Below are 22,533 nucleotides of genomic sequence, written 5' to 3' on the forward strand. Positions count from 1 at the left end.
CCGAGAGAACAATACGCAACGTGCCCGCGGGTGATGCCGCCGCACGCCGGCGGGGGTGTCTTCGGGGCCGGGCGTATGTCCACCCGGCCCCGAAGACACCCCCGCGGGATTTTAGTGCGCCAGCGCGAACCTCTGGCCCGCACGTTCGTTCTTCGCGCGCAGCTTCTCGTCGCGCGCTCGCTGAAGACTGCCGAAGGTCTCCCGCCCCTGTTTCTTGAGAAGGTGAGGAATCCGGTTCGCCGGGATTCCGACGAGAGGGGACTCGCTGAGGACCGACAAAAGGTCCGACTCTGTCTGGTCGGTGTATTCGGCGGCGATCAGCGCTTCCACGTCGGGGAAGACGTCCGCATGCCTTTCGGTATTCAGGTCGATAAGGTGATCCTCCTTCCCTCCGAGGCTGTAGCACCAGAGGAAGTTGTCCGGCGCGTCGTTCACGACGAGCCGCTTGAAACGGCTGATCTCCTTGGTGTAGCAGTAGAAGCGCACGCCCGGTGAGTTGCGCATGATGCGCATCCAGGTGAGAAGGTAATCGTCGGAAAAAAACTCGCCTGAATCGTGTACGCGAATCCACTTGCCGACGTACCGCTTGTGTCTCAGCTCCTCCGTCATCTGCCTCTCGAACTCCTCCGGAGTGTCCCGGCAGAGAAGGAGATTCCGAATGTGCGCTGCGCGTACATTCTTGAACCTGTACGTGCCGACCCTGGCGTAGCACAGCTGGGCGCAAACACCTGCCTGAGGGCAGACGTTGAAGTGGCTCCCGTCGGGCAATTCGATGACGAATGCGGGAAGCGTCCAGTTGAAGACGCCAATCCTCCTCAGATCGGAGTTCTGAGTGAGGAGCCATTTACGTGCGGTGCGGCCGGGCGTGCTCGTGCTCTCAGGCATTGTGATCATTCCTCGTCGGCAGAGTGACGTGGGCGGGTGAACCGCCGGGGCAGTCGAAGTGCGGGCGGACGCACGCGTGGATCCCGAGCGCGGTCACTCCGCCGTCGGCCCGCGCGAGCACGGCGAGCCCCTGAGCGATGGCCGTGCGCGCGCTGCGCTGGTGGTGGCCGCCGTACTGGGCGTCGTCACCGTGGCTGGCAATCAGGTCGACCGCCCGCGCCGCGAGACGCTCGATGTCGGGCTCTGAGACCTCTCGGAACTCAGCGATGTACAGCGGGACCATGAACAGCAGCCACGTCACCCACGGGGATGACGCCCCCGTCGCGGCGTTTCCGGGGGCGGTGACCACCCGGCCGAAGGGGCCGTGCGAGTCAGGGACGGGCTTTGGGCCCGGTTCGGCCCGCCCGGGCTCTTTGTCGGCGCCGGCGGGAGGAATGGTTGTCGTCATGGTGAGGGACCGCTCCATGCAGGGCGCCCCCGGCTGATACAGCCGGGGGCGCCAGGGAAAAGGGGGAAGCGCGGTCAGTTGCCGCGCGCGGGGCAGGCGCTGGCGTGCGCCGGGGAGGTGCGGAGGCGGGGGGATCCTCCGAGCGTGTCGCGCGCCTGGAGGAGGTAGTCGCCCAAGTCCTCCAGGGAGTTGATCTCCTCGGTGGGCACCGGCTTGCCGCACTGGGCGCACGGGGCGATGACATCGAAGGTGAGGCGGCCGCGGTCGTTGTAGGTCGCGAGAAAGTCCAGCGTCCTGTCCGCGAAGGGGATGGTGAGCGCGACCGCGGGGAAGTGCCGGCCATTCGCGACGAGCGGATGCGTGTCGTCGTTCTGGGCGCGGATGCCGACCGGGCGGTCGAAGGAGTGGAGTGAGAGGCGGTGGCGGAGCACTGCCTCCACCCAGCGCAGCTCGGCGTCCTCGCTGTGGAGGGCCGGGTCCGGGCCGACCTGGCCGGCCTGACCGGTCCGTGCGCGCTTCACTGCGGCCTGTACGGCGGCGGTCTCGACGTAGTTGAACGGCTTCCTCATGGTGCTCGGCATGGGGTCTCCGAGGTGGATTGGGCCCGTGGATTGCACGCTGGCACGTGCGTCGTGGTCACCGGGGCTTGATTCGAAGGCCGCGAACAGCGGCTCCGGTCGGCGGCAGCGCCCGCCCGACAGACATGACACTACACATTGAAACGAGAATAAGCAATATCCAGGGGGAAGGGGTGGCCGGCCAGTCGCTGCACCCATAGGGAGTCGTACACGTAGGCAGCGGCATAGCCGGCCGGCTCGAGAGGACGTGACCTACGCAGGCGCGGCGGCGAGCTGTCCGACCTTGTCGAGCAGGAGCTGAGCCCGGGCGAAGGCGGCCGTCTTGTGTCCGTACGAAGGAACGACCAGGTGCATGGTCTCGTGCGCCAGCGCGCGATCGGCCTCCTCGCGCGTGGTCACCAGCCCGAGGTTCATGGCCATCAACGGAACCTTCAACCGTGCGGACTTCGGGCCCCGATACACCTGGGCGGCATAGTGCGAGAGGTAGGGCATGCCGCTGACCGAGGCGTACGCCGCGAGGTCAGTGACGAGGTGGAACTCGCGCCCGGACACGGCCGAGAACAGCTTGGCGCGCCGACGCAGCCAGTGCACGTCGACGGGAAGGTCGCGCTCGTGTTCTGGCAGTGGGCTCCGCAGGGCAGCGTGCCGTTGTTGAGTCACCGGGTGTGCTCGATCTGCCATGGTTCTCCTCCTCTCGAGTGCGGTCCGGCGCACATGCGTCTACGTCGTCCAGGCCGGCGGTCCCGGTTTCGGGGCCGGCCGGTCATCTCTCGGCTGTCGGGCCGCGAGGACATCATGCCAACACGCCCCGCGGCCGCCCTTCGGCAGCGGCGAGGAGGCCGCTCACGCATAGCGTCCGTGCCAGGAGTCGGCGTCCAGCCGCCCGAGTGCGGTGTCCTCCTCGGGGGTGAGACGGTTGGTGAAGTCGTCCCAGCGGATCAGCTCCTCAAGCTCAGGGCCGTCGGCCGGCTCTATCCGCGCTTTCTGCCCCGAGGCCAGGTCTATCTCCACCCCGTCGGCCACGAGGTCGGCCCGTACCACCGGAAGAGATCGCCGCCGAGTCAGGCTGAGGTTGAACAGGTATCCGCTCCCGGTGTCCTGGCCGCCGACCAGAGGCCTGATCCACACGACCTGGTCGCCGTCGTCCTCGAAGCGGTGGTGGCGAGCGAGAGCGGCGCGGAAGACCTCCGTCCCGTCGGGGTCCGTCACGACCAGGCGCGCGCCGGCGTCTACCGGGTCACCGGTAGGACTGTGGTTGCCGGCGATGAGGTCCGAGAACCGCTGGCGCCACTGCTGCTGTGTTGCTGTCATCAAGTCGCTCCTGATCAGCTGTAGTAGTCGGCTTCCGTGCACAGGACATCCTCGACAGGCTTCCCGCCGAGCTGCGTGATGCCCCGAGAGGTGAGGGAGGCGAGGATGCTGCTGCGCTCCGCGGCGGTGTGGCACACGATCCGGCTGGGGGCCTCAGCCCCGAGCAGGTCGATCCCGTTGCGGAACATGATTTCGTTGCTGCTGCCGGTGAACTTGGCGATCTTCATCGGGTCCCGGGTGATCGCCCCCGCGTTGTAATGGCCGTGCGCGGGGTTGATGGCGCCGTAGTGGTCGCCGTTGTAGGCGTAGTAGTCGCTGCGCTGCATGAGCACGCTCGGGTCGTCCCAGATCAGCCGGCCGCCGCCCGGCTTGGAGGGCGTCTTCTTGACGCGCAGGAACACCGAGTTGGCGCCACCGGTCATCTTGTCGGCCTGCTCACTCATGCCGAGCCCGCCGCCGATGCCCATCACGGCCCGCTTCTCAGTGGAGGCCAGGACCCCCGTTCCGAGGAGGCTGGCGAGATCGCCGCCGTTGAGATTGTGGGTCAGTGACCGGCCCTTGAAAGCCTCCTGGACTGCGGCCTTCTTACCGGTCACGTCGAAGCGCGACCAGGTCAGCCACTTCCCTCCAGTCGAGGGCGTCGGCTCGTAGCCCGGGCTGGCCGCCAGTTCGGCACCGCTGGCGAATCCGGAGGCCTTCGCGACGGCGTCCCGGACGACCTCGACCTTCATCGGCAGCACCTTGTGGGACGCCTCCAGGTGGATCCTCTTCATGGCCGTCTGCAGGGCGTCGCTGTCGAGACCCATGAGGGACTCCATGCGCTGGTGCACGATTTCCTGAACCTGGAGATCCTGGAGACCCTGAGCCGTTTCCATGGCGGCCTTCATGCCGGGGGCACCCTCCAGCCCCTGGGCCTTGATGTTGTTGGCCAGGTACGTCCACTCGCCCTCGGCTGCGGTCATCGGCTTGTTCATCAGGTGCAGCTGTTCCAGCCGCTCCACGAGGTCCTTACCGTGGCCGGCGCCCGCGGGGGCATGGACCTCGAGCTGCCCCCGTAGCGAGTACTCCGTGGTCTTGGGATCGTTCTCCTTGTAGGGGCGGTAGACAGCCTTCCAGCCATCGCCCATGTCGATCTCGTACTCCGTGCCGTTGGCGGAGGAGCGGGTGACGCCGTCCCACGACGTCTGCCCGGTATCCGGGTTCAGGTTCGCCTTGATCCGGCTGGCCTTGCGGACCGTCGCGGCGAGCGTGCCGGGTTCCGGGTCCCCGTTGGGCACCGGTATCTGCTTGGTGACCATCTTGGTCGTGGTCACCTCGTAAGCGTCCATCCACGGCATGGGCGCCCCGCCGTTGTCGATCTTGTCCTTTACGACGTTCAGCTGGTCCATGTAGTGCTGGGCCATGGCCTTCTCGTCGTCGCTGATCGACGGATCGTTGAGGACGGCGGAAACGGCGTCGACGGCGGCCTGGTGCTTGGCGATCGACGCGTCCGACATCGGAGAGCCGGTCTTCAGCTTGTGCTGCACCGAGCTGACCGCGGTCTTGGTCAGCTCGGCCAGCTTCTTCTCCTTGTCGAGGTCGAGGCGCTCCTTGACCTCCTCCTCGACCTGGATCTCCTCCATGTGCGTGCCGGGGATGCTCAGCGCGTCGAGGAGCTTCTCTTCGGCCTCCTCGGAGATGTGCGTGAGCAGCACTTCCCGCGGCCCGTCCGGAGAGTCGTAGGCAACCAGGGTCGCTTCGGAGTTGATGAAGTCATCGCCGCCCACCAGGATCGGCGTGCCGGTGGGCTCGCCGACCGGAGGCGCTGCTGGCACCGGTGTCAGCGGAGGGTCCGTTTCCTCCTCTTCCTCCTGGACCTCCTCGATGTCCTCGGCCTGGAGCAGCACGGCCTGGTCGGCCGGCGGCTCCTCGCCGCTGCTCTGCAGCTCCTCTTCGGCCACGACACCCTCGGCCTCGGCAGACGCCTCCTCCACTTCGTCCTCAGGCGGCGGCGCGGACACGACAGGCTCGGGGGCAGATTCAGCGCCGCCCAGGAGCGCGTCGAGATCCGCTGGCGGCTCGTCGACCGGAAGTTCCGCAGGGGGAGCCGACTCGACCTCGGGGAGCTCGGGCACCTCGAACGCCTGGCCCCCCGCGGCCGCGCCCGTGAGGTCGGTCCCCTCGCCCGCAGCCGGCGCGCTGGTGATGTCCAACGGGGCGGCAGGGGCCTCGGCGAGCGCGGTGGGGCTGACCGCGTAGCTCTGGTGGCTCGACTTGGATCCGGTTCCCATCAGTTACCACCGCCGTGCTTGAGGGAGGCGCCGGAGGGGAGGCCCAGCTGCTTGACGAAGAAGTCGGAGAAGTTCTGGCGCAAGTTGTTCTTCCTCTCTACGGCGTGGTCGAGGAACGCCGTGGCGATCTGGTCGTGCGTGACCTGGGACTGCGGGATCTTCAGGGCCTTGGCTGCTCGGCTGCGCATGTGCGGCACCCACGCCACTCCGGCCTTGGCGCCCTCGTGCGCAGTGGAGTGCAGGATGGAGCGCAGCTGTGCGTCCGGCATGGACTCGAATTTCTTGATCACCGGGTGTGCGGCAGCCGGGTTGATCTTGACGCCGTTGGCGAGACCACCGCCCAGGGCCGCCTGGTAGAGCTTCTGGTGGACGGGGGTGAACCCGCCTCCGCCGCTGGGGGCGTAGTCGACCGACAGCTTGTCGGCGCCGAAGTGCTTGAAGGCCTGGCCGCGGTCGATCTGCACGAGCCCGCCGGAGGGCGTGGCCAGCCAGTTGTCCTGGTGACCGTCGTGCTCGCCGACGAGCCACGACCCGACGTGCGACCGGACGATCGCGTCGACCTGGAACTGAGTCCACTGGCTAGGGCTGGACGTGAACGGCTTGGCGTCCTTGAGTAGCGGCTGGATGGAGCCAGCCGTGCCGTCGGCCTTCTTGTGGTGGTACACCGGCACTGCCGGTACGCCGCCCAGCGACAGGACGTGAGACGCGGCGGCTTCGGTGTGCCCCAGAGCACCGCCGTGGTTGTGGTCGGCCTTGAACATCCACTGCGAGCCGTCAGGGCCAACATGGACGGTCTTGGCGTACGTGCCGCCCAGGTTCGACGCCTTGGTGCCAGAACCGAAGTTCCAGCTCGCGACCTCCTTGGCGTCGACACGGGCCGGCAGGTCCTGACTGGTCGCCTTGGCGTGCTGTACCGCCGCCATCATGGCCTGGACGTTGGCGTTGAACGACCCCGGCTTTGGAGTCTTCGTTGGCTTCGCCTTGGCGCCGGTGCTGTTCGATGGCAGTTTGCTCGCCAGGGCTTGGACCGCCTCGTCGGAGGCCAAACCGGCATCGGGCTTCGTCGCAGGCGCCGCCGCGCCCGCTGCCTTGGCGGCCTTGGCCGCCTCCTTCTTGGCGACGTCCGCGGTGACCTTGTCCTTGATGGCCTGCTGGTCGTATTTCTTGTTGAAGCTCGCGGCGATGTAGTTCTGGACCTGGGCCCGTGTGGCTTTGGCGTTGTTGTCCATGCCCAGCTCGGCCGCGACGGCGCGCAGGTCGGAGAGCTTCTGCTTCGCGGCCCACGCCTTGAAGTCGCTCGTCAGATCGCCAGAGTGGAGGTGCTTCCCCGGTCCCAGGGCCGGGTGCTCGGCGTACGGAGTGTCGCTGGCGCCTCCCTGCTGGGTGTAGGCGTACCAGCCCTTCACGTCCATCTGCATGTCCTGGACGTCGCCGGCGTTCTTCGCCCACGCGGCGATCGCCTGCGGCGCGCCCGGGTCGCCAGCCGACGGCAGGTTCAACGGCTGCCCGCCCTCGGGGGCCATCGCAATGTGAGCGGCGTAGCCGGCGTCGAGGTTCGCCAGCTGCTCCTGCCGCTTGACCGCCAGGGCCTTCAGCGACTCCACTTCGCTCTCGGGTGTGTTCGGCCGCATCAGAGCCACGAGCTGGTGGCCCCCGAGATGCATCGCCTCGGTCTCGCTCAGCTGGCCCGAGGCGAGAGCTTCCTGCACCGAGGGCTGGACCACCTTCGGGTGCATGTACGTGTGCGTGAGAACCTCATCGACCGCCAACTTGGCCTCGGCCTTGGTCTTGGCCAGGTCCTCGCCGAGCTCAGGACAGTCGGCTGAGGCCAGCTTCTGCTCGGCCGCGAGCATCGTTTGCAGGGCCTCGGCCCGCTGTTCCTGCCACTGGGGCCCGTAGGTCTTCGACGCCTCGTTCCAGGCGTCGATCGACGCGGTTACTGCCTGGGCGGAGGCCGCGACGTCGTCCGGCGTGGCCTTCCATGCGCCGCCACTGAGGGGCGGTTTGGTGCCCTCGATCTCGTGCAGGTCGGCGAGCGTCATTCCGCCGACCGTCTTGCCGGCGAGCAACTCGTTGTACCGGTTGAGCGCGGCGGCCTGGATCTTCTCCTTGGACGGGATGTCGCCCGGGTACGCGGGGTCGAGCCAGTGGACCAGGGGATGCTGGCCCTTGCCGGACAGGCCCACCAGCGCAGGGTGCTCGAAGCCCTTGGCCTCGGCGATCTCGCGCAGGTCATCCTCGTCGAGCGAGTTCAGGTACGCGAGCGTCTGCGCCTTGAGCGCCTTGGTGTGGGCCTCGATCTCTTCCTCGGAGGCGCCTGCTTCCTTCAGCTTCTCGATGGCCTCCTGAGCCTGCTCGACCTGGGTGACGAAGAGGTCGTACCGCTCCACCGGGTCGGTCGGGACTGCGTCCTCGAAGTCGATGGCGAACGGAGGGTCGGCGATCTCCTCCATGAGGTTCATCGCCATCAGGAGGTCGGCCTTGGCTTGGACTTCTTCCTCGGACATCGCCTGCGCCGGCGCCTCGGCCACTACGTCGTCCGCTTCGGACGCCGTGGTGGGGCCCACCGCGTAGGAGGCGTGGGAGGACTTGCTGCCCGTGCCCATCAGCCGTCACCCCGCGGCGGGAGCGCAGGGATGACCTCGGCGAGCAGTTCGTCCAGAACGAGGTCGGCTGCGTGTGTGAGGTCGAGCGCGCCTTCCGGGACGTCGGCCGGCTCGAGCGAGCACGCGCCGCCGGAGTGCGCGATCCAGCGCTCGATGTCCTCGCTGGTGGTGGTCTGGCCCAGGCGCTCGCGCCAGGGGTCGGCCTGCTCGTAGACGAGGGGCACCCAGCGCACGATCCGCTCGGCGGGCTGTCGGCTCTCGTCGAGGCCGAGCACGGCGACGGGATCGACGGGGAGGCCGAGGGTGGGGTGCCAAACGAGCAGGATCCACAGCCGCCAGGCCGGAGCGGCCGTCGACAGCTCCGCGGTCTCGGCGATGGTGGGGTTGGGTTCGGTCGTCACGGAGGCTCCTCCCAAAGGTCGTTTCACCTGCTACAGGTGTGGGAGGAGCCGCCGGTGTGACAGTGCGAGCGAAGAAGTTTCAGCGGCTCGGCAGGAGCGAGGCCATGTACTGGACCGTCGCGGCGAAGGCATCCTCGGTCCGGGCATGGACGTCCTCGCGGCCGTTGGGCGTCATGATCGCGCCGTGCAGGGCGTACTGGTGCGGGTTCTGGGAGATCAGCGTCAGCCGGGAGCCGAAGATCTGGACCATCTCGGCGATCCGGTTGGCCCGGGACAGGCCGGTGAGGATGACCGGCATGTCCTCGGGGAGGTTCTCGGCAAGCCAGTGCAGGCCGGGCCGCTCCCAGCTGTCCCAGTCGGCGTTGTCACGGACGGTCTGCACGTTGATGGCAATGGCGGCCGGCTGGGTGTCCTCGATCCACGAGAGGTAGCGCTGGAGATCCTCGAGCCGGAACCAGTACACGTTCGGCACGACGTTCACGCCGGCTTCGGCGAACTCCTGCGCGAGCAGGAGGGAGCGGCGCATGTTGAGCAGGTGCTCCGTCCGCGGCCAGTCGCCATAGATCGAGTAGTTGCATGACAGCACCAGGTCCCACTCCTGCTCCGCGATGCGCTCGACGAGCCTGTCGCGTCCGCGGCGAGTCCAGAAGGCTTCGACGAGCGGGTCCTCGCCGTAGCCGACCAGCACGGCCTTCTGGTGGTCCCCGAGCGCGAGGGCCTGACGGGCGGTCTGCTCGGTGAAGCGCTTGTAGAGCGTGTGGGTGTCGGGCGAGAACACGCGTCGCAGTCCGACGCCGTAGGCCGGCCAGTTCAGGCTGGCGTCGAGCTTGGTGACCGCGGAGCCGTCGGTCATGGGGATGAAGGATGGCAGGCCGTCGGGCAGCGTGCTGTCGACGCTGATGTCGTCGAACGTCAGGGTGCCGCCCACGTCGGCCATCCACCCGGCTATGTCGGTACGGCTCCCGCACCGGATCGGGCACTTGCGGGTCACGCACGCGTTCGCCGGCGCGTCCGCCTCGGCCGCCGAGCACCCGCAGAACCGGCAGTCCGAGTTCTGGCCGGTGCACAGGGGCTCGACGGTCGCCGGGCCTCCGCGGCCGTCGGGTCCGGCGTAGAAGGCGCAGCTGTTGCAGTCGCAGCCGCGGCCCGGAAGGGGCACGCCGACGGTCGGGATGGGCAGGGAGACACTGGTCATGCTGCTTCGCTTCCTTCGCTGATTGCATCGTGGTCCGTCGCGCCGTCGATGGGGGCGTCGTCGAGGTGGGTACTGAGTTCGCGCAGGGCGAGGAGCAGCGAGCCACGGTCGTACCGCGCGATCTCCTTGCCGGCCCGGACCTCGGCCAGCAGCCCCCGGATCCCGTCCAGCGCGGTGCGGATCGTGTTCGACTCCACAGCCGGTCGACGCGGGGGAGCGTCGGCGGGTATCGCATCTGCGGCCGCTGCTGGCGCCGCGGGCGCCAACGGATCGCCGGGCTGTGTGACCTCTGGCACCGTGCTTGGGCCGAGTGCCGAGGGGTCTCCAACGTCCTCGCCGTCTTCGGGTTCCTCCTGGTCCTCCGTCTGCGTGGGCACCCGGGTGAGCTTGGCCCGGCGGCCGGCGTTCGCCGTGTCTTGCCGCTCTTCGGCTTCGGCGATGATCTCTTCTGGTCCGAGGTCGGGGTCCTCCAGGCCGACGTTCACGGCGGTCGGCAGCAGGTGGAGCCGCTTGGAGGACTTCAAGGCGGCCCAGATGCCCTCTGCAGCCTGTGCCCGGCCGTTGCGGAGCTCGGCGAACCGGATCCGGGTGTTCAGACGGATCGCGGCTTCGTCCATCTCCTCGGTGAGGTCCCGGGGCAGCGCGCGGAAGGCACGTACGAGCTCGCTGGCCTTGCGTTCGTTGAGCTGCAGCCCGAGGCGGTCCAGCACCTCGCTCCAGGGGGCGGCGCAGGAACTGTCGGTGCCGCGGATCTTCTCCAGGGCAAGGAACCGCTCGGCCGGGTCGGGGATCGCGTAAACCTCCTGTGGCACGGGCTTGCCGGCCTTGAGGAGCTTGCCGACGAGGATGGCGCACCGCTGGTACAGCAACGCGGCGGCCTGCTCCCCGGGGCGGAGGGGCTCGCGGGCGAAGTTCTCGACGAAGCGCCACATGTGGCGCTCCTCCTCGGACAACGGGCCCGGGCAGACCACAGCCGGCAGGGCCTGGAAGTGCGGGTTGTCCGGTCTATTGACGGCGCCCCAGCGCATGGCGCGCAGGCGGCGCTCCCCGGTGACCAGGCGGATCGTCGGCGCCTTGCCGTCGACGACGATCTCTTCGGCCAGGACCGGCTCCAAGAGGCCGATGACGGACATGGAGGAGATCAAGTCGGCGAGTTCGGACGGCGGCAGGGAGTCGGAGGGGTTGCGGGCGTGGGTCTCGGTGAAGGGCGCGCCCTGGCCGCGCAGCGGCAGCATCTCGAATCGCCGCTGCCGCAGCTTGACGCTGCGGTGCAGGATCTCGGTGAGCCGGATCATGCTCCCGCCGTCGGGCGGGACCTCGAGCGAGGTACTGGTCATGGCGCTGCTTCCTTCAAGACCGCGGGGAGCGGCCGGTCACTTCGAGGCGAGGTAGAGGTCGGTGGGGGCGGGGCGGGCGGACGGCGTGCCACGCAGCAACGGGGTGAAGATCGGGGCGAGCGGCCCGTGCTCCTGGAGTTGCTGCAGGGTGGTGACGCCGATGTTGATGTCGCCCTTCAGCCGGCTGAGACGGACGTCCGCGCCGGCGCGCGCGTACAGGTCTTCGGTACGGGCGGCAAGGCGCTGGGCCCGCCGGTCCGGCTCCCCGGCCTTCGGGGGCGCCGCGTCGAGGACCACCAGGACGCGGGGAAAGACCGGATAGTTGTACATCCACGCTGGCCGGGTCGCGTTCGAGGTCCGGCGCGCGCGGTCCGCGCTCTGTGGAACGTACTCGTACAGTCGGCCGTACGCTTCGAGTTTCGCGGCGAGCCGCGCGGAGGTCATCGTGGCACGGTCGAACTCGACGAAGAAGCTGAGCATCGTCCGGCGGCCGCCACGCTCTACGTGTACGTAGTTGAGGACGGCGTCGCTGATGACGTGGTCGTCCTCGAATCGACGCTGACCGTCGCGGATCCGGTTGGCGACCTCAGGGGTCCAGTCCAGCGGCCCACACTCGTGCCCCAGTCGGCGAGCCCACTCGACGAAGGCGATGCCGACTTCGTTCACACCCAGCGTGTGCGCCTGGCGGGCACCGGCGACGGACTCGGGCGTCACCCGGTATGGCCGTGGGGGCAGCTCACCGGCCTCCTCCACGGACTCGGCACCGGCTTCGGTCAGAAACCACAGGAACGGCTGGCTCTGTAGCCGCCCGCGGCCACCGGGCCCCTTCGCCCGGATCCGCTCGACCAACCCTGCCTTGTGGAGCTCGCCGAGCTGCCGACGCAGGTACACGGGGCGGGCCGGTCGCTTCTCGGGCGGGGTGAGCAGCACGTGCAGTTGCTGAGTGGAGAGCACCCGGTGCTGGTACAGCAGCTCCAAAACCTCGCCGCTGATCGCGTGGAAACTGCGCGTGAGCGCTGCCGCGGCGGTCGCTTCGACAGGGGGCAGGTTCATCCGATCCTCGACTGGTTCTGGTGGGGGTTGATCGGGTGGACGTTGTCGTGGGCTTCATCGGCCGGGTCCGGCCCACCGCTGATGACGGTGCCTTCGCTGTCGTGGACGCGCGGCTTGGCCTCCCCGCCACCGGACGCAGTGCCGCCGGCCGGTCCGTCCGGCCCTTCGGGGTCGCGCGGTGCGGTCTCGTCGGATTCGGGCTCGTCGGCCGGCAGATCGGCGGCGGCGGGCTCGTCGTCGTCCGGCGGGACGGGGAGGGTGACGAGGAACCGGCGCAGCCGCGGGTCCAGTCGGCGCAGGTCGGTGAGGATGTCGCGGACTGAGCGGCGCTGGAGGTTCTCGTCGATGGCCTGCGTCAGGAGTTTCTCGTTCTGCGGCCGGTAGTAGTCGCCGTAAAGGTCCTCCACCGAGGCACCGCGGACGCGGAACGGGTCGGTCGTGCCGCCTTCGAGGGTCACGGACATCACGTAGCTGTACCGGTTGAGCTGGACGATCGTGTCGGGGGCAACCTTCTTGCCCCAGCGGCGGGTGACCAGCGTCGCCTCGTCGACGTCGGACGCGGTCGTCGACAGGATGGACAGGTTCTGCAGCAGTCCCTGCCGGGTGGTGGCGCTCAGCCGCTGCGCCATCTGCGTCATGGCGAGCAGCTTCACGTTGTACTTGCGCAGTTGCTCGGTGATCTGGGCGAGCGTGCCCTTGGAGGCGCCGTCCACGCTGGTCAGCTCGTCGATGAAGGTATAGAAGTCGCGGCGCTGGTCGGGCGGGGTGTCCCGCCGTGACAGGCCGGCCCGGAAGAAGTCGTAGATCAGCAGGGAGCTGATGATGCGGTCGACATCGCCGGTGCCGGCGGGGCAGACGAAAACGATCTTCCCGGTGTCCATGGCGTGCCGGATGTCGTACGTCGACCGGCTTGACCCGAGGAACGCCTTGATCGCGTTGCTGGACGAGAGCCGTTCGATGATGTTGGTGACGACCGGGATGGCTTCCTTGCTGTAGCCCGGGAAGACGTTCTCCCAGAAGTCCCGGATGTCCTTGGGCAGGTACGGCAAGACGCTGGTGCGCCAGACGGCATCGGTGAGGATCGTGCGGATCTGGAAGACGGTGGGGGCCAGGTCGGGCCGGCCGGCGCGGCAGACATGCCAGGAGAGGTACACCAGTGACTCGACCGCACGCGTGAGGATGGTCTTCGCACGTCCGGCGGAGTCGGACCAGTTCAGGGCCGCGGCGAAGCCGGTGACGATGTACTGGACGATGTCGGGGATCTCGGACTCGCGCCGGCGTTCCATGGACAGCGGGTTCCAGGAGCCGACCATCTTGTCGAGCTCGGGGCTCGTGAGGTCGATCTCCCAGATCCGGTCGGCCAGTTCTTTGTGGGCCAGGTAGGGGCGAGCGCGTACCCAGCCGTCACCATGAGGGTCGAGAAAGAGCACGCCGTACCCGCCGTGGGCGATCGCGATCGCCTGCACGAGCGACATCTCGGTCTTGCCGAAGCCGGACTTGCCGAGGAACAGGGCGAAGAGCAGGTACTTCAGCGGGACGCCGGCGAGGCGCTCCCCGCCGCCGGACTTGGCCACCCACCCCAGGGGCAGCAGGCCTCGCTGTCCTGTCCACGTCGGGAGCGCTGCGGGCGGCGGTGGGACGACTCCGCCCGAGCGGGCGATGTTCGGGGCCATGTTGTGCTTGGTGGGCGGCTTGAGCAGCCCGGCAATCTCCTGGGCGGTCACCCAGGAATGCCGACGCGGCATGAAGAGCCCGCTCTCGAAACGGCGGTCGAACTTGCGCCGGTGGAGCCAGTGGTCCGCCCGGAGGCGGGTGACGCCGAGGTGGAGCCCGACGGGACGCAGGTGGTTGTCGCCGGACCACGGCTCCAGGGCAGCGAGGACCTGGTCCAGCAGCATCCGGGCCCGGTACTCGTCGCGCGCGCGGGTGCGGACGAGCAACTGCATGGAGAAGACGGGCTCGGCGCCGGGGGCGAGCTTGCCCATGGCGGCCTTCATGTCCGTGACGCGGTGAGCGCGCTGCTGGTGCTGCCGTTGCCGGGCACCGCCGCCCTGGTTGCCCTTCATCTCGGTGGCAATCTCGGACAGCACCTGGGCGAGGTCGAAGCCGAACCGGTTGCCGCGCTGCTGCGGCATGCCGGGTATGGCCGGCCCGTCGGTGGGGTTGCGGCGGGCCTGGGCCAGCAGGCGCCGGCGGCGGCTGCTGACACGGTTCGGGGCGACGGGAACGAGGTCCAGGACGACGTCGGCGCTCTCGCCGAGGTCCTCGCGGACGTCGGCTACCGCGTTGGCCAGGGCCTCGAGCGGATCCGGGGTGAGCGGCACTTCGCGCAGGGCGAGGTGGTCAGGAAGGGCCAGGGCGAGCTCGGCGCGGGCGTAGTGCATCTCCTGGGTGGCCGGCTTGCCGTGGTCATCAGCTTCCGGCTTGGCGAGATCGACCGGCGGGGCGGCGGTCGGGTGTGGTGCGGTGGTCATGATCTACCTGTCTGTGGTGTCCGTCGGTGCGTCAGGAGCCGAGCCGGATCTGTGGACGTTCGCGCGCGGCACGCCCGTCGGCCTCGATAGGCCGCATCTCGACCTGGGCGTAGCCCTGGTGGCGCAGCACCGACATCGCTCGATCCGGGCCCTCGACCCTCATGGACAGCGACCCGTTGGAGCAGGTGAACCGGATGCGCAGAGCATTGGTGCGGGCCGAGGACACGAGCCAGCGCGACACGCTCTTGTGCGCGCGGGCCATCTGGTGCCCGAAGCGGACGACCTCTTCCGGCTTCGGGTCGAAGCCTGTGGTCGGCAGCACCTCCAGAGCCGTTCGCTTGGACATCGGGCCACGGGACAGGGCCCAGCGGACCGCGGCGGCTACCCCGCTGGCTGCCAGGGCGACCAGCGCAACCCACCAGGCGTTGGCCATCACCGAGTCCGCCAGGCGCTCGACGTGGCCCGGGAGGTCGTCGACGAAGCCGATTGCGCCATCGATGAGGTCGGTCGTGGTCATCGCCCACCGTCCGAGGACGAGGCGCACGGCGGCACCGCGGCGGCCGGAGCGGGCACGGGGGAAGTCGGGAGCATGGCGGCACCTCCGAAGAGCAAACGGGCCTTTCACCTGCTACAGGTGTCGGGATCCGGCTCGGTGTGACACTCCGCTCCGAATTTCTTCGCGGTATGGCGTCGGCCGGCGTCATGCCCCTGCGGGAGAGCGTGACGCCGGCCGGCAGGTCAGATCTTGACGCCGTGACTACGGAGGTAGGCCAGTGGGTCGATGTCCGATCCGTACTCCGGGCCGGTGCGTATCTCGAAGTGGAGGTGCGCACCGCTGACGTTGCCCGTTGCGCCGGAGTACCCGATCCGGTCGCCGCCCTTCACCTTCTGGCCGACGACCACCGCCAGCGAGGAGTGGTGGGCGTACTGCGAGTACATGCCGTCGCCGTGTTTGATCACTACCTGGTAGCCGTACGCGTTGTTCCAGCCGGCCGTCACCACGGTGCCCGGGCCCACCGCGCGGGTCGCAGTTCCGGTGCGCACGGGGAAGTCCACGCCGGTGTGGTAGCCGCTCGACCACATCGATCCGGAGACCCGGTACCCGGTGCCTACGTGATCGTCGGCGACAGGGGCGACCCACGTGCCTGAGGTGCCACCCGACCCCGGCTCGGTGTAGTTGGGCCGTTTCATGATCAGGATCCGGCCCTTCCAGAAGGACAGGGGCTTGATGCGGACACGGGCGCCGGTGTGCGGCGCGTCGATGACCTCGCCGCCCCCTATGTACATGGATACGTGCTCCGGGCTGGACGCGCTGCCGCCTGAGAAGATCAGGTCACCGGGGCGCAGGTCGTTCGCCGACGTCACCTTGGTGCCGATGTCGACCTGGTCGTAGGTGACTCGTGGAAGGTTCACGCCGACCTTGCTCCAGGCGTACTTGACCAGGCTGGAGCAGTCGCATCCCTTGGCTCCCTGGAACGGAGGCTTGCAGCTGCCGCCCAGGACGTATGGGGTGTTGAGCGCCTCTTTGGCTGCGGCCACAACCTTGGACAGTCCGCCGGAGACCTTGCCGTCCATCGGCGCGGACCACTTCTCCGCCCGGTCCCGGATTTCGCGGACGTACTTGCGCGTCTCCTCGTACGGCGGGATGCCGCCGTACTTCTTCACCTTGTTCCCGCCGGCGTTGTAGGCGGCGAGCATGTTGTCGATGACGTCGCCCGGCACGCTGCGGATCTCGTCGGCGAGCTTGCAGTCGTAGGCCACCATCGACGGAACTGCGTCCTCAGGGTCCAGCGGGTCCGCGCCGCCCTTGTTGTTGGCGTCGATACCTTCGGTCGCCCAGGTGGAGGGGATGAACTGGGCGATGCCCATCGCGCCGGCTCCACCGTCGGGCGGGTTCTTGCGGAAGGTGGACTCCTGGTAGAGCTGGGCGGCGATCAGCGATGGGGTGACCTCCGCACAGCCGTACCTCGCCACAGCGTCGAGGATGATGGGACGCAGCCAGTCAGGGATCTCCTTGGTGTCCGACAGACCGCCGCCGAAGCCCGCGTTCTCCAGTGCGCTGCTGGTGTTGTCCTCGCCGATTGCCGACGACAGCGCCAGTACGGCACTCAGGATCAGGCCGAATCCGAGCAGGCAGGAGAGGATCGCCGCGATCAGCACGTTCCGCAGAGTCTTGGACTTGCCCTGCTCAGACATTGGGGAGTCCGACGACGCGCCAGCTTCCGTCGGCGCCGCGGCGGAGCTTGAGCGCCACGTGCTCTTCCGACTGGCTGGCAGGGCCCTTGGCTGGCGTTTCGGTCAGCTTGTAGATCACGCGCGCGAAGGCGGAGTCTTCGCTCGGTGCGGGCGCTCCGTCCGGCAGTGACACCCGCACGACCGCTACCGCCACCTGGACCTGATGGTCCTTCCAGCTCAGCCACTGCTGCCTGGCGGCGCTGCCGCTGGTGTGAGTGCGCAGGTCCTCGGCAAGATCTCCGGCAGCGTAGGTCGTGGCCCGCCGGGACGCGTCGTCGTACGAGGTGTCCCGGCCCGGTCGGGCGTCGTGGCTGGCCCACGCGGTCACGAAGGACCGGGCCGCCTCCTCGACCGGCGTCGGCACCTGCCTCGGGCTCAAGTGCTCAGGAGACGTCGGCGGTTCCGCCGCGGGGGAGGCCTCGGCCGGGCGCGTGCCGCCGGAGGCGCTGCCGACCGCAGGGGCGGAGGAAGAGGCCGTGACCGGAGTCGAGTCGGTGGCAGGACGGTCAGCCTCATCAGGGAGGCCGAACAGGAGGGTGACACCGACAGTTGCCAGGACGGCCGCAGCGACGAACAGCGCGATCGTCGCGCGCTGGGTGCGGGCACGCGCGGCATCGGTTTGAGGCATGGGGGTCCCCCGTCAGGTGGTTCTGGTGCGGTGATCTGGGCGGCCGGGACCTGTGGAGTCCCGGCCGCAGTCCGGCTACGGCCGGGGCTTGGGCGGGCCGGGCGGCCGAGTGGCACGCCGGATGGTCCGAGGCGGAGCCGGCGGCTTGGCCGGCGTCGACTTCTTCGCAGCCGGGGCCGTCGCCGACGCAGGGGTGGGCGGGGTGGGCATCTTCGGCACCGCGGTCGGCCCGGCGGCCGGGGGCTTCACCGAGCTCGGTGTCTTCGTGCCAGCCGCCGCCGGCGCGCCGCCGGGGGTCTTCGGCGCGACGGCACCGGCCCGGGGCCCAGGAGGATTCCCTGCCTTCGGATCCGGCTGAATCTGGGCCAGACCAAGGTTGACCTGGGCCTTCGTTCCCTGCTTCGCGACGAACTTGCCGGCCGTGACGACGTTGCGCTTGTACTCGGCTCCGAAGTCCTTGGCCTCCTGGACCTTCTTGTCGACGGTCCGTGCCTTGACGGCCTTCAGCTGGTCGCGCACCTGCCCGGCACGGGCCGTTGCCGCGGCAGCGCCTCGCTTCGTCGCGGCGACTCCACGGGGAATGCCCACCGGCGCGCCCACCGTGGCCATGAAGGCGAACTTGGTCGCCTTGGCGCCGTACTTGGCGGTGGCGGCGGCCGCCTTGCCGGTGGCCATGGTGGCCCTGCCGCCCCGGGTCTGGGACATCTTGTTCGCGGCCGCCGTGGCCAGCCTCTTCTTCAAGGTCTGCTTGGCCGCCTGCTGCGCCGCGACCTTCGCGGCCGCGCTGGCGCCGCCGGTACCCACAGCCGCGGCGGCGTTGGTAGCGACCCGGGCTGCGGTCCGCAGCCGGCTGGCCTTGCGGTTCGCCTGCGGCGGGCCGACCCAGGCCTTCTTGGCGCTCCTCAGGCCCTGACCGACGGGCCTGCTCACGCGCCTGGCCTCGCCGCGGGCCTCACTCCACATCTGCTTCAGGCCGGGGGCGGTCTCGGCGTACCGGCCGGGGCTGCTGAACACGGAGCGGCGGCCGGCCCCGCCGACGCGGGCGTTGGCGAGCTTCCGGTTGAGGTTGACCGCGATGCTCTGGGCAGTCTGCTTGATGCGCTTGTGACCGGCCAGGCCGGCGATGGCGGTGACGTCGATGACGATGAACTTGACGGCCAGGACGTCGCCGGTGTCCGCGTCGATCAGGGCCAGGACGATGAGGATGAAGATCGCCAGGAAGAGAATGGCGATGATGATGCCGAGGACGGCCTTGGTGATTGCGGAGCACCAGCGCCACAGGGTGGCGCGGCCGCCGCCTGGCAGGATGCCGGCGGTCAGTGCCCAGTGGCCGCGGATGGCTTCGAAGGCCAGCCAGCCCTGCGCGGTAAGGAACGTGCCGGTGACCAGGACCATGAGGATCGCCACGATGACGGCGGCGATGGCGACAAACAGGGCGGAGAAGGCGAGGTCCGCGGAGGCCCGCTTGGCCTTAGGCTTCACGTCCCCGCACGCGGCCTCGAACTTCTTGGAGTTCTCGTTGAGCTGCCCGATGAAGTTCGTGTCGTACATCGAATCCATCACGATGGCGTCCCAGTAGTTCATCCCCAGCTGGTTGAGGTTGAACTCGGCGAGCTTGAACTGTCGGAAGGCCTTGTCGCAGGCGCCGTCGAAGGTCTGTCCGTAGACCATGAGCTGGTTGGGCTTGACGATGAACGCCTCCACCAGGGCGTCGGTGATCGGCTTCGCCACGTTGTTGGGGTCGGCACTGCCCTGGGCGCTCGCGGGATCGTCGGCCAGCACGATGCTGGCGACCTCGAGGGTGAAGTCCTTCGACTTCCCCAGCAGGCCCTCCTCGGAGAGCAGCATGGTGGAGCCCTGCGGCTGCGGCTGATCGTGCTGGCCGAGCAGCACCTGGGCCGGCGAGACGAGCACGGTGGTGGTCAGCGCGGCGACGACCAGGGAGACCCCGATCTCGGCGAAACCGCGCGAGCGCTCCTTGAAGAGGATCAGCCAGCCGCAGTAGAAGCCGGCGAACGTCAGGAACAAGCCGGGAAGCCCCAACCTGTCGATGACCTGGGACTTGAGGGTGCTGGAGATGTCCTCGACGGGTCCGACCATGACCTTGGCCAGGCCGAAGTTCAGCGCCCACTTGATCAGCCAGCAGGTGAAGCCGATGACCCACTTCGAGACGCCGAAGAACAGTTGGGCGACGATGTTCCATATCTTGAGGTCGATGTCCTTCCAACCGCCCGTGTCCGTCTTGACGGTGTAGGAGCTGATCGGGACGCCGTCCTTGTCCGTCACATTGAACGGCTGAAGGAGGCCGTCACTGCCGTCCTTAGGCTTCTGGTTCAAGTTCGGGGGGCCCGCCGCAGGAGCGGACGTGCTGGGCGACGGCGACGGATCTGCCATGGCGGCAGGGGCCAGCACCACGCTGAACAGGGCCAGCAGGACGGCGATCAGCCCCAGGCGCCGCTTGACGCGCCCTCGCTGTATGTGGCTCATGCCAGGGCTCCGTCCGCCTCGGCGAACAACTCCACGGCCTCGTCGTCTTCTTCGTCGCTCTGCCCAGGCGTTGTGGTGATGGCGGCGGCCGCGTTCTCATCGGCGGGGATCAGCACCTTGATCCCACCGATGCGCTTGCGGAGGTCTCGGTACAGGCCCTCGCCGGCCCGCAGGGCGCGCTCGGTCTCGCTGACGTTGAGCGGGCTGAGGTTCTCGGTGATGACCTTGAGCATCTCGTCGTCAGTCGGGTCGAGGTCGAGGAACTCCAGGCAGCGCGCGGCCAGCGCCTTGCCGCGGTGGCGGAAGACGAAGATGTGGGACAGCAGCGCCCGGATCTTGTCGCCGATCTCGGACTTCGGGCCGATGTCGTAGGGGTCGTGGCTGCCAGCGAAGGCGCCGGCGTTGTGCTTGCGGCCGTCGGCGATGAGCTCGAGCAGCAGGTTGGAGCCCTCGGCGGACGAGGTGAGCCACCAGCACTCGTCGAGGAAGACGCCGGCGAACTCGTTGGGGTCGGCGAACGCGATTTCGCGGCACAGCGCGGTCATCAGGTACATCAGCCGCCAGCCGAACCGCTTCTCGACCTCCAGGCTCGGGAGGCGGTGCTCGGAGAGCTCCTCCTTGGTGGGCAGGCCCAGGCGGTCGACGGCGAAGACGATGCTGTCGGCGTCGGTGATCCGTACGACCGGCAGCGTGGGGTCGAAGATGACGCGGCCGAGGTCCTTCTTGGCCAGCGACCGCAGCTTGCGGACGAGCTCGGAGGCGGCGGCACGTACCGCGGCGTCGTTCGGCTCCTCCGGGTCGGGCGTGCGGGCCCGGTTGGCGAGCGTGTCCATCAGCGCGGTCATGCTCGGCTTGGGACCGAGCCGGGTGGCCTCGATCGCCTCGGCGAGGGTGATGCCCTCGATGCTCATCGAGCCGATGTCCAGGAGTGGGGTGAGGAACGACTCGGTGTAGCGGGCGGCGCGCGGGCCGCGGAAGACGCGCAGGGGATCGAGGGAGACGCCGGCGTTCTCGTCGACGTTGATGATCTGGGTCGTGCCGGGGCACGCGTTCGCGAACCGCGACCACTCCTGCTGCGGGGTCCGGTCGATGACCAGGGCACGGCCGCGGGAGTTCCTCTGCCCGGCCCGGTGGCCGGTGGTCAGGATCGAGTACATCGCGCACTTCATCGCCACCGACTTGCCGGAGCCGAGCTCGCCGACGAACGCGGCGGACGCGGAGGCGTTGACGCGGGGGCCGTGGGAGAAGTCAACGAGCACCGGGCGTACGCCGCCGCCGTTGAGCTGGAGGCCGAAGAGGCTGCCGGAGTCGTCGCCCAGGCCGGCGCCGCAGAACGGCATCGACATCGCGAAATCGCGGGCCAGGAGGTACTGGGTGTAGTCGAGCATCGGGCCGGGCGTCTTGGTGCCGGGCAGCATGCCGTGGAAGAGCGCGACCTGGTCGCCGGTGGGCCTCACGAGCGTGTAGTCGTTGCCGCCGAAGTGGTTGGCCAGCGACGTCGCCTTCTCGTCGGCCTCCTCGGGGGTGGTCCCCCACACGCAGGTGGCGACGGTGGCACGGATCTCGACCTCGGTGGAGGAGGCGGTGAGCCGGTCGCGGTACTCGTCCAGGGCGAGGGACGCCTTGTCGAGGGAGGCCGGCACGCCGGAGGTCTCGCCGTCGTACTCACCGCGCTGGTGCGCGAGCTCGCGCTGCTGGCGCCGGGACTTCGGCTCGGCCTTCGAGCCGGACTCGACGTGCAGACGGACGGCCCAGTCCACGGGGAAGTTGAACTCGTCCAGCGCGGCCAGGTACTCGCTGCCGGGGAACCGGAAGGCTTCCGGCATCTCGGAGAGCACGCAGAACGCCTGGTAGGAGTCGCCGTGTTCGCTGGTGGCGCGCAGGTAGCGGCGCTTGAAAGGGTTGGTCGGGCCCTTGGAGGCCCGGGTGCCGCGGCCGCCCTCGTCCAGGATCACCTGGGTGTGGGCGGTCACCGTGTGGCCGCGACCGCGAAGACCGCGCGGTGCGCCGTCCTCGGGCAGGAGCGGCTCGCTCAGGCCCCGGCGGGCGCTGTGCCCGTAGATCCACAAGATCTCCGCCTCGGTGGCAGGCCGCATCTTGATGCCGGAGGGCCAGCCGGCGGCCAGGCGGGTCGCCTGCTCCAGGCGCTGGCGCTCCTCGGAGAGCGATATCGGGGCGACCGGCAGACCGAGCGTGCCCATCACCTCCGCCTGGAGGGAGGAGAGGACCGCCCGGGCGCTCTGCTTGAAGTCGAGGTGAGGCAACGGGACGGCGAGGAAGTCGACGCGGCCGGTGAGCTCGAGGTCCTGGAGCTGGTCGAGGACCTTCAGCGCCAGGTCGACGTACTCGGGGGAGGCGTCGAGGTCGACGCCGGCGGTCATGCGGGTGACGACCGACGCGGCGTCGACGCTCGGGCACAGGCTGAGCAGGAGGGCCTCGCCCCGCAGGGACTTGAAGAGGGACTCCAGTGCGTCCAGCCGCTCGCGCTTCGTGGACTTGGAGGCGTGGGTGTAGTTCTCGGTGTCGACGCGCCACACCGCCCACACGGTGGCGGCAGTGGTCCAGATCAGGTGGCCGCTGATGTGCCGGACGGGGAGACGCATGGGGTTCTTCTTTCTGTGCTGG

17 protein-coding genes are annotated in these 22,533 nt (G+C 68.9%); all 17 read right to left on the reverse strand.

All coding sequences use genetic code 11. The annotated features are described in order from the left end of the window. Nucleotides 1–111: 111 nt before the first annotated feature. The 17 genes from ADK41_RS01270 to ADK41_RS01350 all read right to left on the reverse strand — a co-directional run bounded on the left by ADK41_RS01270 (nucleotide 112) and on the right by ADK41_RS01350 (nucleotide 22,511). Entirely contained in the window at nucleotides 112–885 is a 774-nt protein-coding gene (locus ADK41_RS01270; protein ID WP_158717621.1) for a GP88 family protein, read from the reverse strand. Further along, a complete protein-coding gene (locus ADK41_RS01275) occupies nucleotides 878–1,186 on the reverse strand; it encodes a hypothetical protein (protein WP_234318529.1) in 309 nt (102 codons plus the stop codon). Before ADK41_RS01275 ends, ADK41_RS01270 begins: the two co-directional genes overlap by 8 nt. Before the next feature lie 221 nt (nucleotides 1,187–1,407). Beyond that, on the reverse strand, nucleotides 1,408–1,914 hold the full coding sequence (locus ADK41_RS01280; protein WP_030819321.1) for a hypothetical protein: 507 nt from the start codon (nucleotides 1,912–1,914) through the stop codon (nucleotides 1,408–1,410). A gap of 249 nt (nucleotides 1,915–2,163) precedes the next feature. Then, nucleotides 2,164–2,592 (reverse strand): hypothetical protein, encoded by a 429-nt coding sequence (locus tag ADK41_RS01285; RefSeq protein ID WP_030819319.1) that lies wholly within the window; start codon nucleotides 2,590–2,592, stop codon nucleotides 2,164–2,166. A gap of 162 nt (nucleotides 2,593–2,754) precedes the next feature. Continuing rightward, nucleotides 2,755–3,222 carry a hypothetical protein gene (locus ADK41_RS01290; RefSeq protein ID WP_030819317.1) on the reverse strand — a complete coding sequence of 156 codons (468 nt, stop codon included), beginning with the start codon at nucleotides 3,220–3,222 and terminating at the stop codon, nucleotides 2,755–2,757. 14 nt (nucleotides 3,223–3,236) lie between these two features. Then, nucleotides 3,237–5,492, reverse strand: coding sequence for a hypothetical protein (locus tag ADK41_RS01295; protein ID WP_030819315.1), 2,256 nt, complete (start codon nucleotides 5,490–5,492; stop codon nucleotides 3,237–3,239). Beyond that, nucleotides 5,492–8,098: a hypothetical protein gene (locus tag ADK41_RS01300; protein ID WP_030819313.1), complete on the reverse strand. Its 2,607-nt coding sequence runs from the start codon at nucleotides 8,096–8,098 to the stop codon at nucleotides 5,492–5,494. The genes ADK41_RS01295 and ADK41_RS01300 overlap by 1 nt, the downstream gene beginning before the upstream one ends. Continuing rightward, a complete protein-coding gene (locus ADK41_RS01305; protein ID WP_234318528.1) occupies nucleotides 8,098–8,499 on the reverse strand; it encodes a hypothetical protein in 402 nt (133 codons plus the stop codon). Before ADK41_RS01305 ends, ADK41_RS01300 begins: the two co-directional genes overlap by 1 nt. Nucleotides 8,500–8,578: 79 nt before the next feature. After that, nucleotides 8,579–9,694, reverse strand: a complete 1,116-nt coding sequence (locus ADK41_RS01310) for a DUF4417 domain-containing protein (RefSeq protein WP_030819309.1) — start codon at nucleotides 9,692–9,694, stop codon at nucleotides 8,579–8,581. Next, nucleotides 9,691–11,031: a ParB/RepB/Spo0J family partition protein gene (locus ADK41_RS01315; RefSeq protein ID WP_030819308.1), complete on the reverse strand. Its 1,341-nt coding sequence runs from the start codon at nucleotides 11,029–11,031 to the stop codon at nucleotides 9,691–9,693. Before ADK41_RS01315 ends, ADK41_RS01310 begins: the two co-directional genes overlap by 4 nt. Before the next feature lie 36 nt (nucleotides 11,032–11,067). After that, nucleotides 11,068–12,084, reverse strand: coding sequence for a replication-relaxation family protein (locus ADK41_RS01320; protein WP_051842840.1), 1,017 nt, complete (start codon nucleotides 12,082–12,084; stop codon nucleotides 11,068–11,070). Then, a complete protein-coding gene (locus ADK41_RS01325; protein WP_030819303.1) occupies nucleotides 12,081–14,558 on the reverse strand; it encodes an ATP/GTP-binding protein in 2,478 nt (825 codons plus the stop codon). Before ADK41_RS01325 ends, ADK41_RS01320 begins: the two co-directional genes overlap by 4 nt. A 31-nt stretch (nucleotides 14,559–14,589) precedes the next feature. Next, complete coding sequence (locus ADK41_RS01330; protein ID WP_078618411.1) at nucleotides 14,590–15,075, reverse strand: hypothetical protein; 486 nt, start codon at nucleotides 15,073–15,075, stop codon at nucleotides 14,590–14,592. Between the two features lie 221 nt (nucleotides 15,076–15,296). Beyond that, nucleotides 15,297–16,754: a peptidoglycan DD-metalloendopeptidase family protein gene (locus ADK41_RS01335; RefSeq protein ID WP_234318527.1), complete on the reverse strand. Its 1,458-nt coding sequence runs from the start codon at nucleotides 16,752–16,754 to the stop codon at nucleotides 15,297–15,299. Then, entirely contained in the window at nucleotides 16,747–17,421 is a 675-nt protein-coding gene (locus tag ADK41_RS42700) for a hypothetical protein (RefSeq protein WP_051842838.1), read from the reverse strand. The genes ADK41_RS01335 and ADK41_RS42700 overlap by 8 nt, the downstream gene beginning before the upstream one ends. A gap of 75 nt (nucleotides 17,422–17,496) precedes the next feature. After that, entirely contained in the window at nucleotides 17,497–19,908 is a 2,412-nt protein-coding gene (locus ADK41_RS01345; protein ID WP_234318525.1) for a hypothetical protein, read from the reverse strand. After that, on the reverse strand, nucleotides 19,905–22,511 hold the full coding sequence (locus ADK41_RS01350) for an ATP-binding protein (RefSeq protein ID WP_030819295.1): 2,607 nt from the start codon (nucleotides 22,509–22,511) through the stop codon (nucleotides 19,905–19,907). The genes ADK41_RS01345 and ADK41_RS01350 overlap by 4 nt, the downstream gene beginning before the upstream one ends. Between the last annotated feature and the right edge of the window lie 22 nt (nucleotides 22,512–22,533).

This window comes from Streptomyces caelestis, from assembly GCF_001279005.1.
Classification (GTDB): Bacteria; Actinomycetota; Actinomycetes; order Streptomycetales; family Streptomycetaceae; genus Streptomyces; species Streptomyces heliomycini.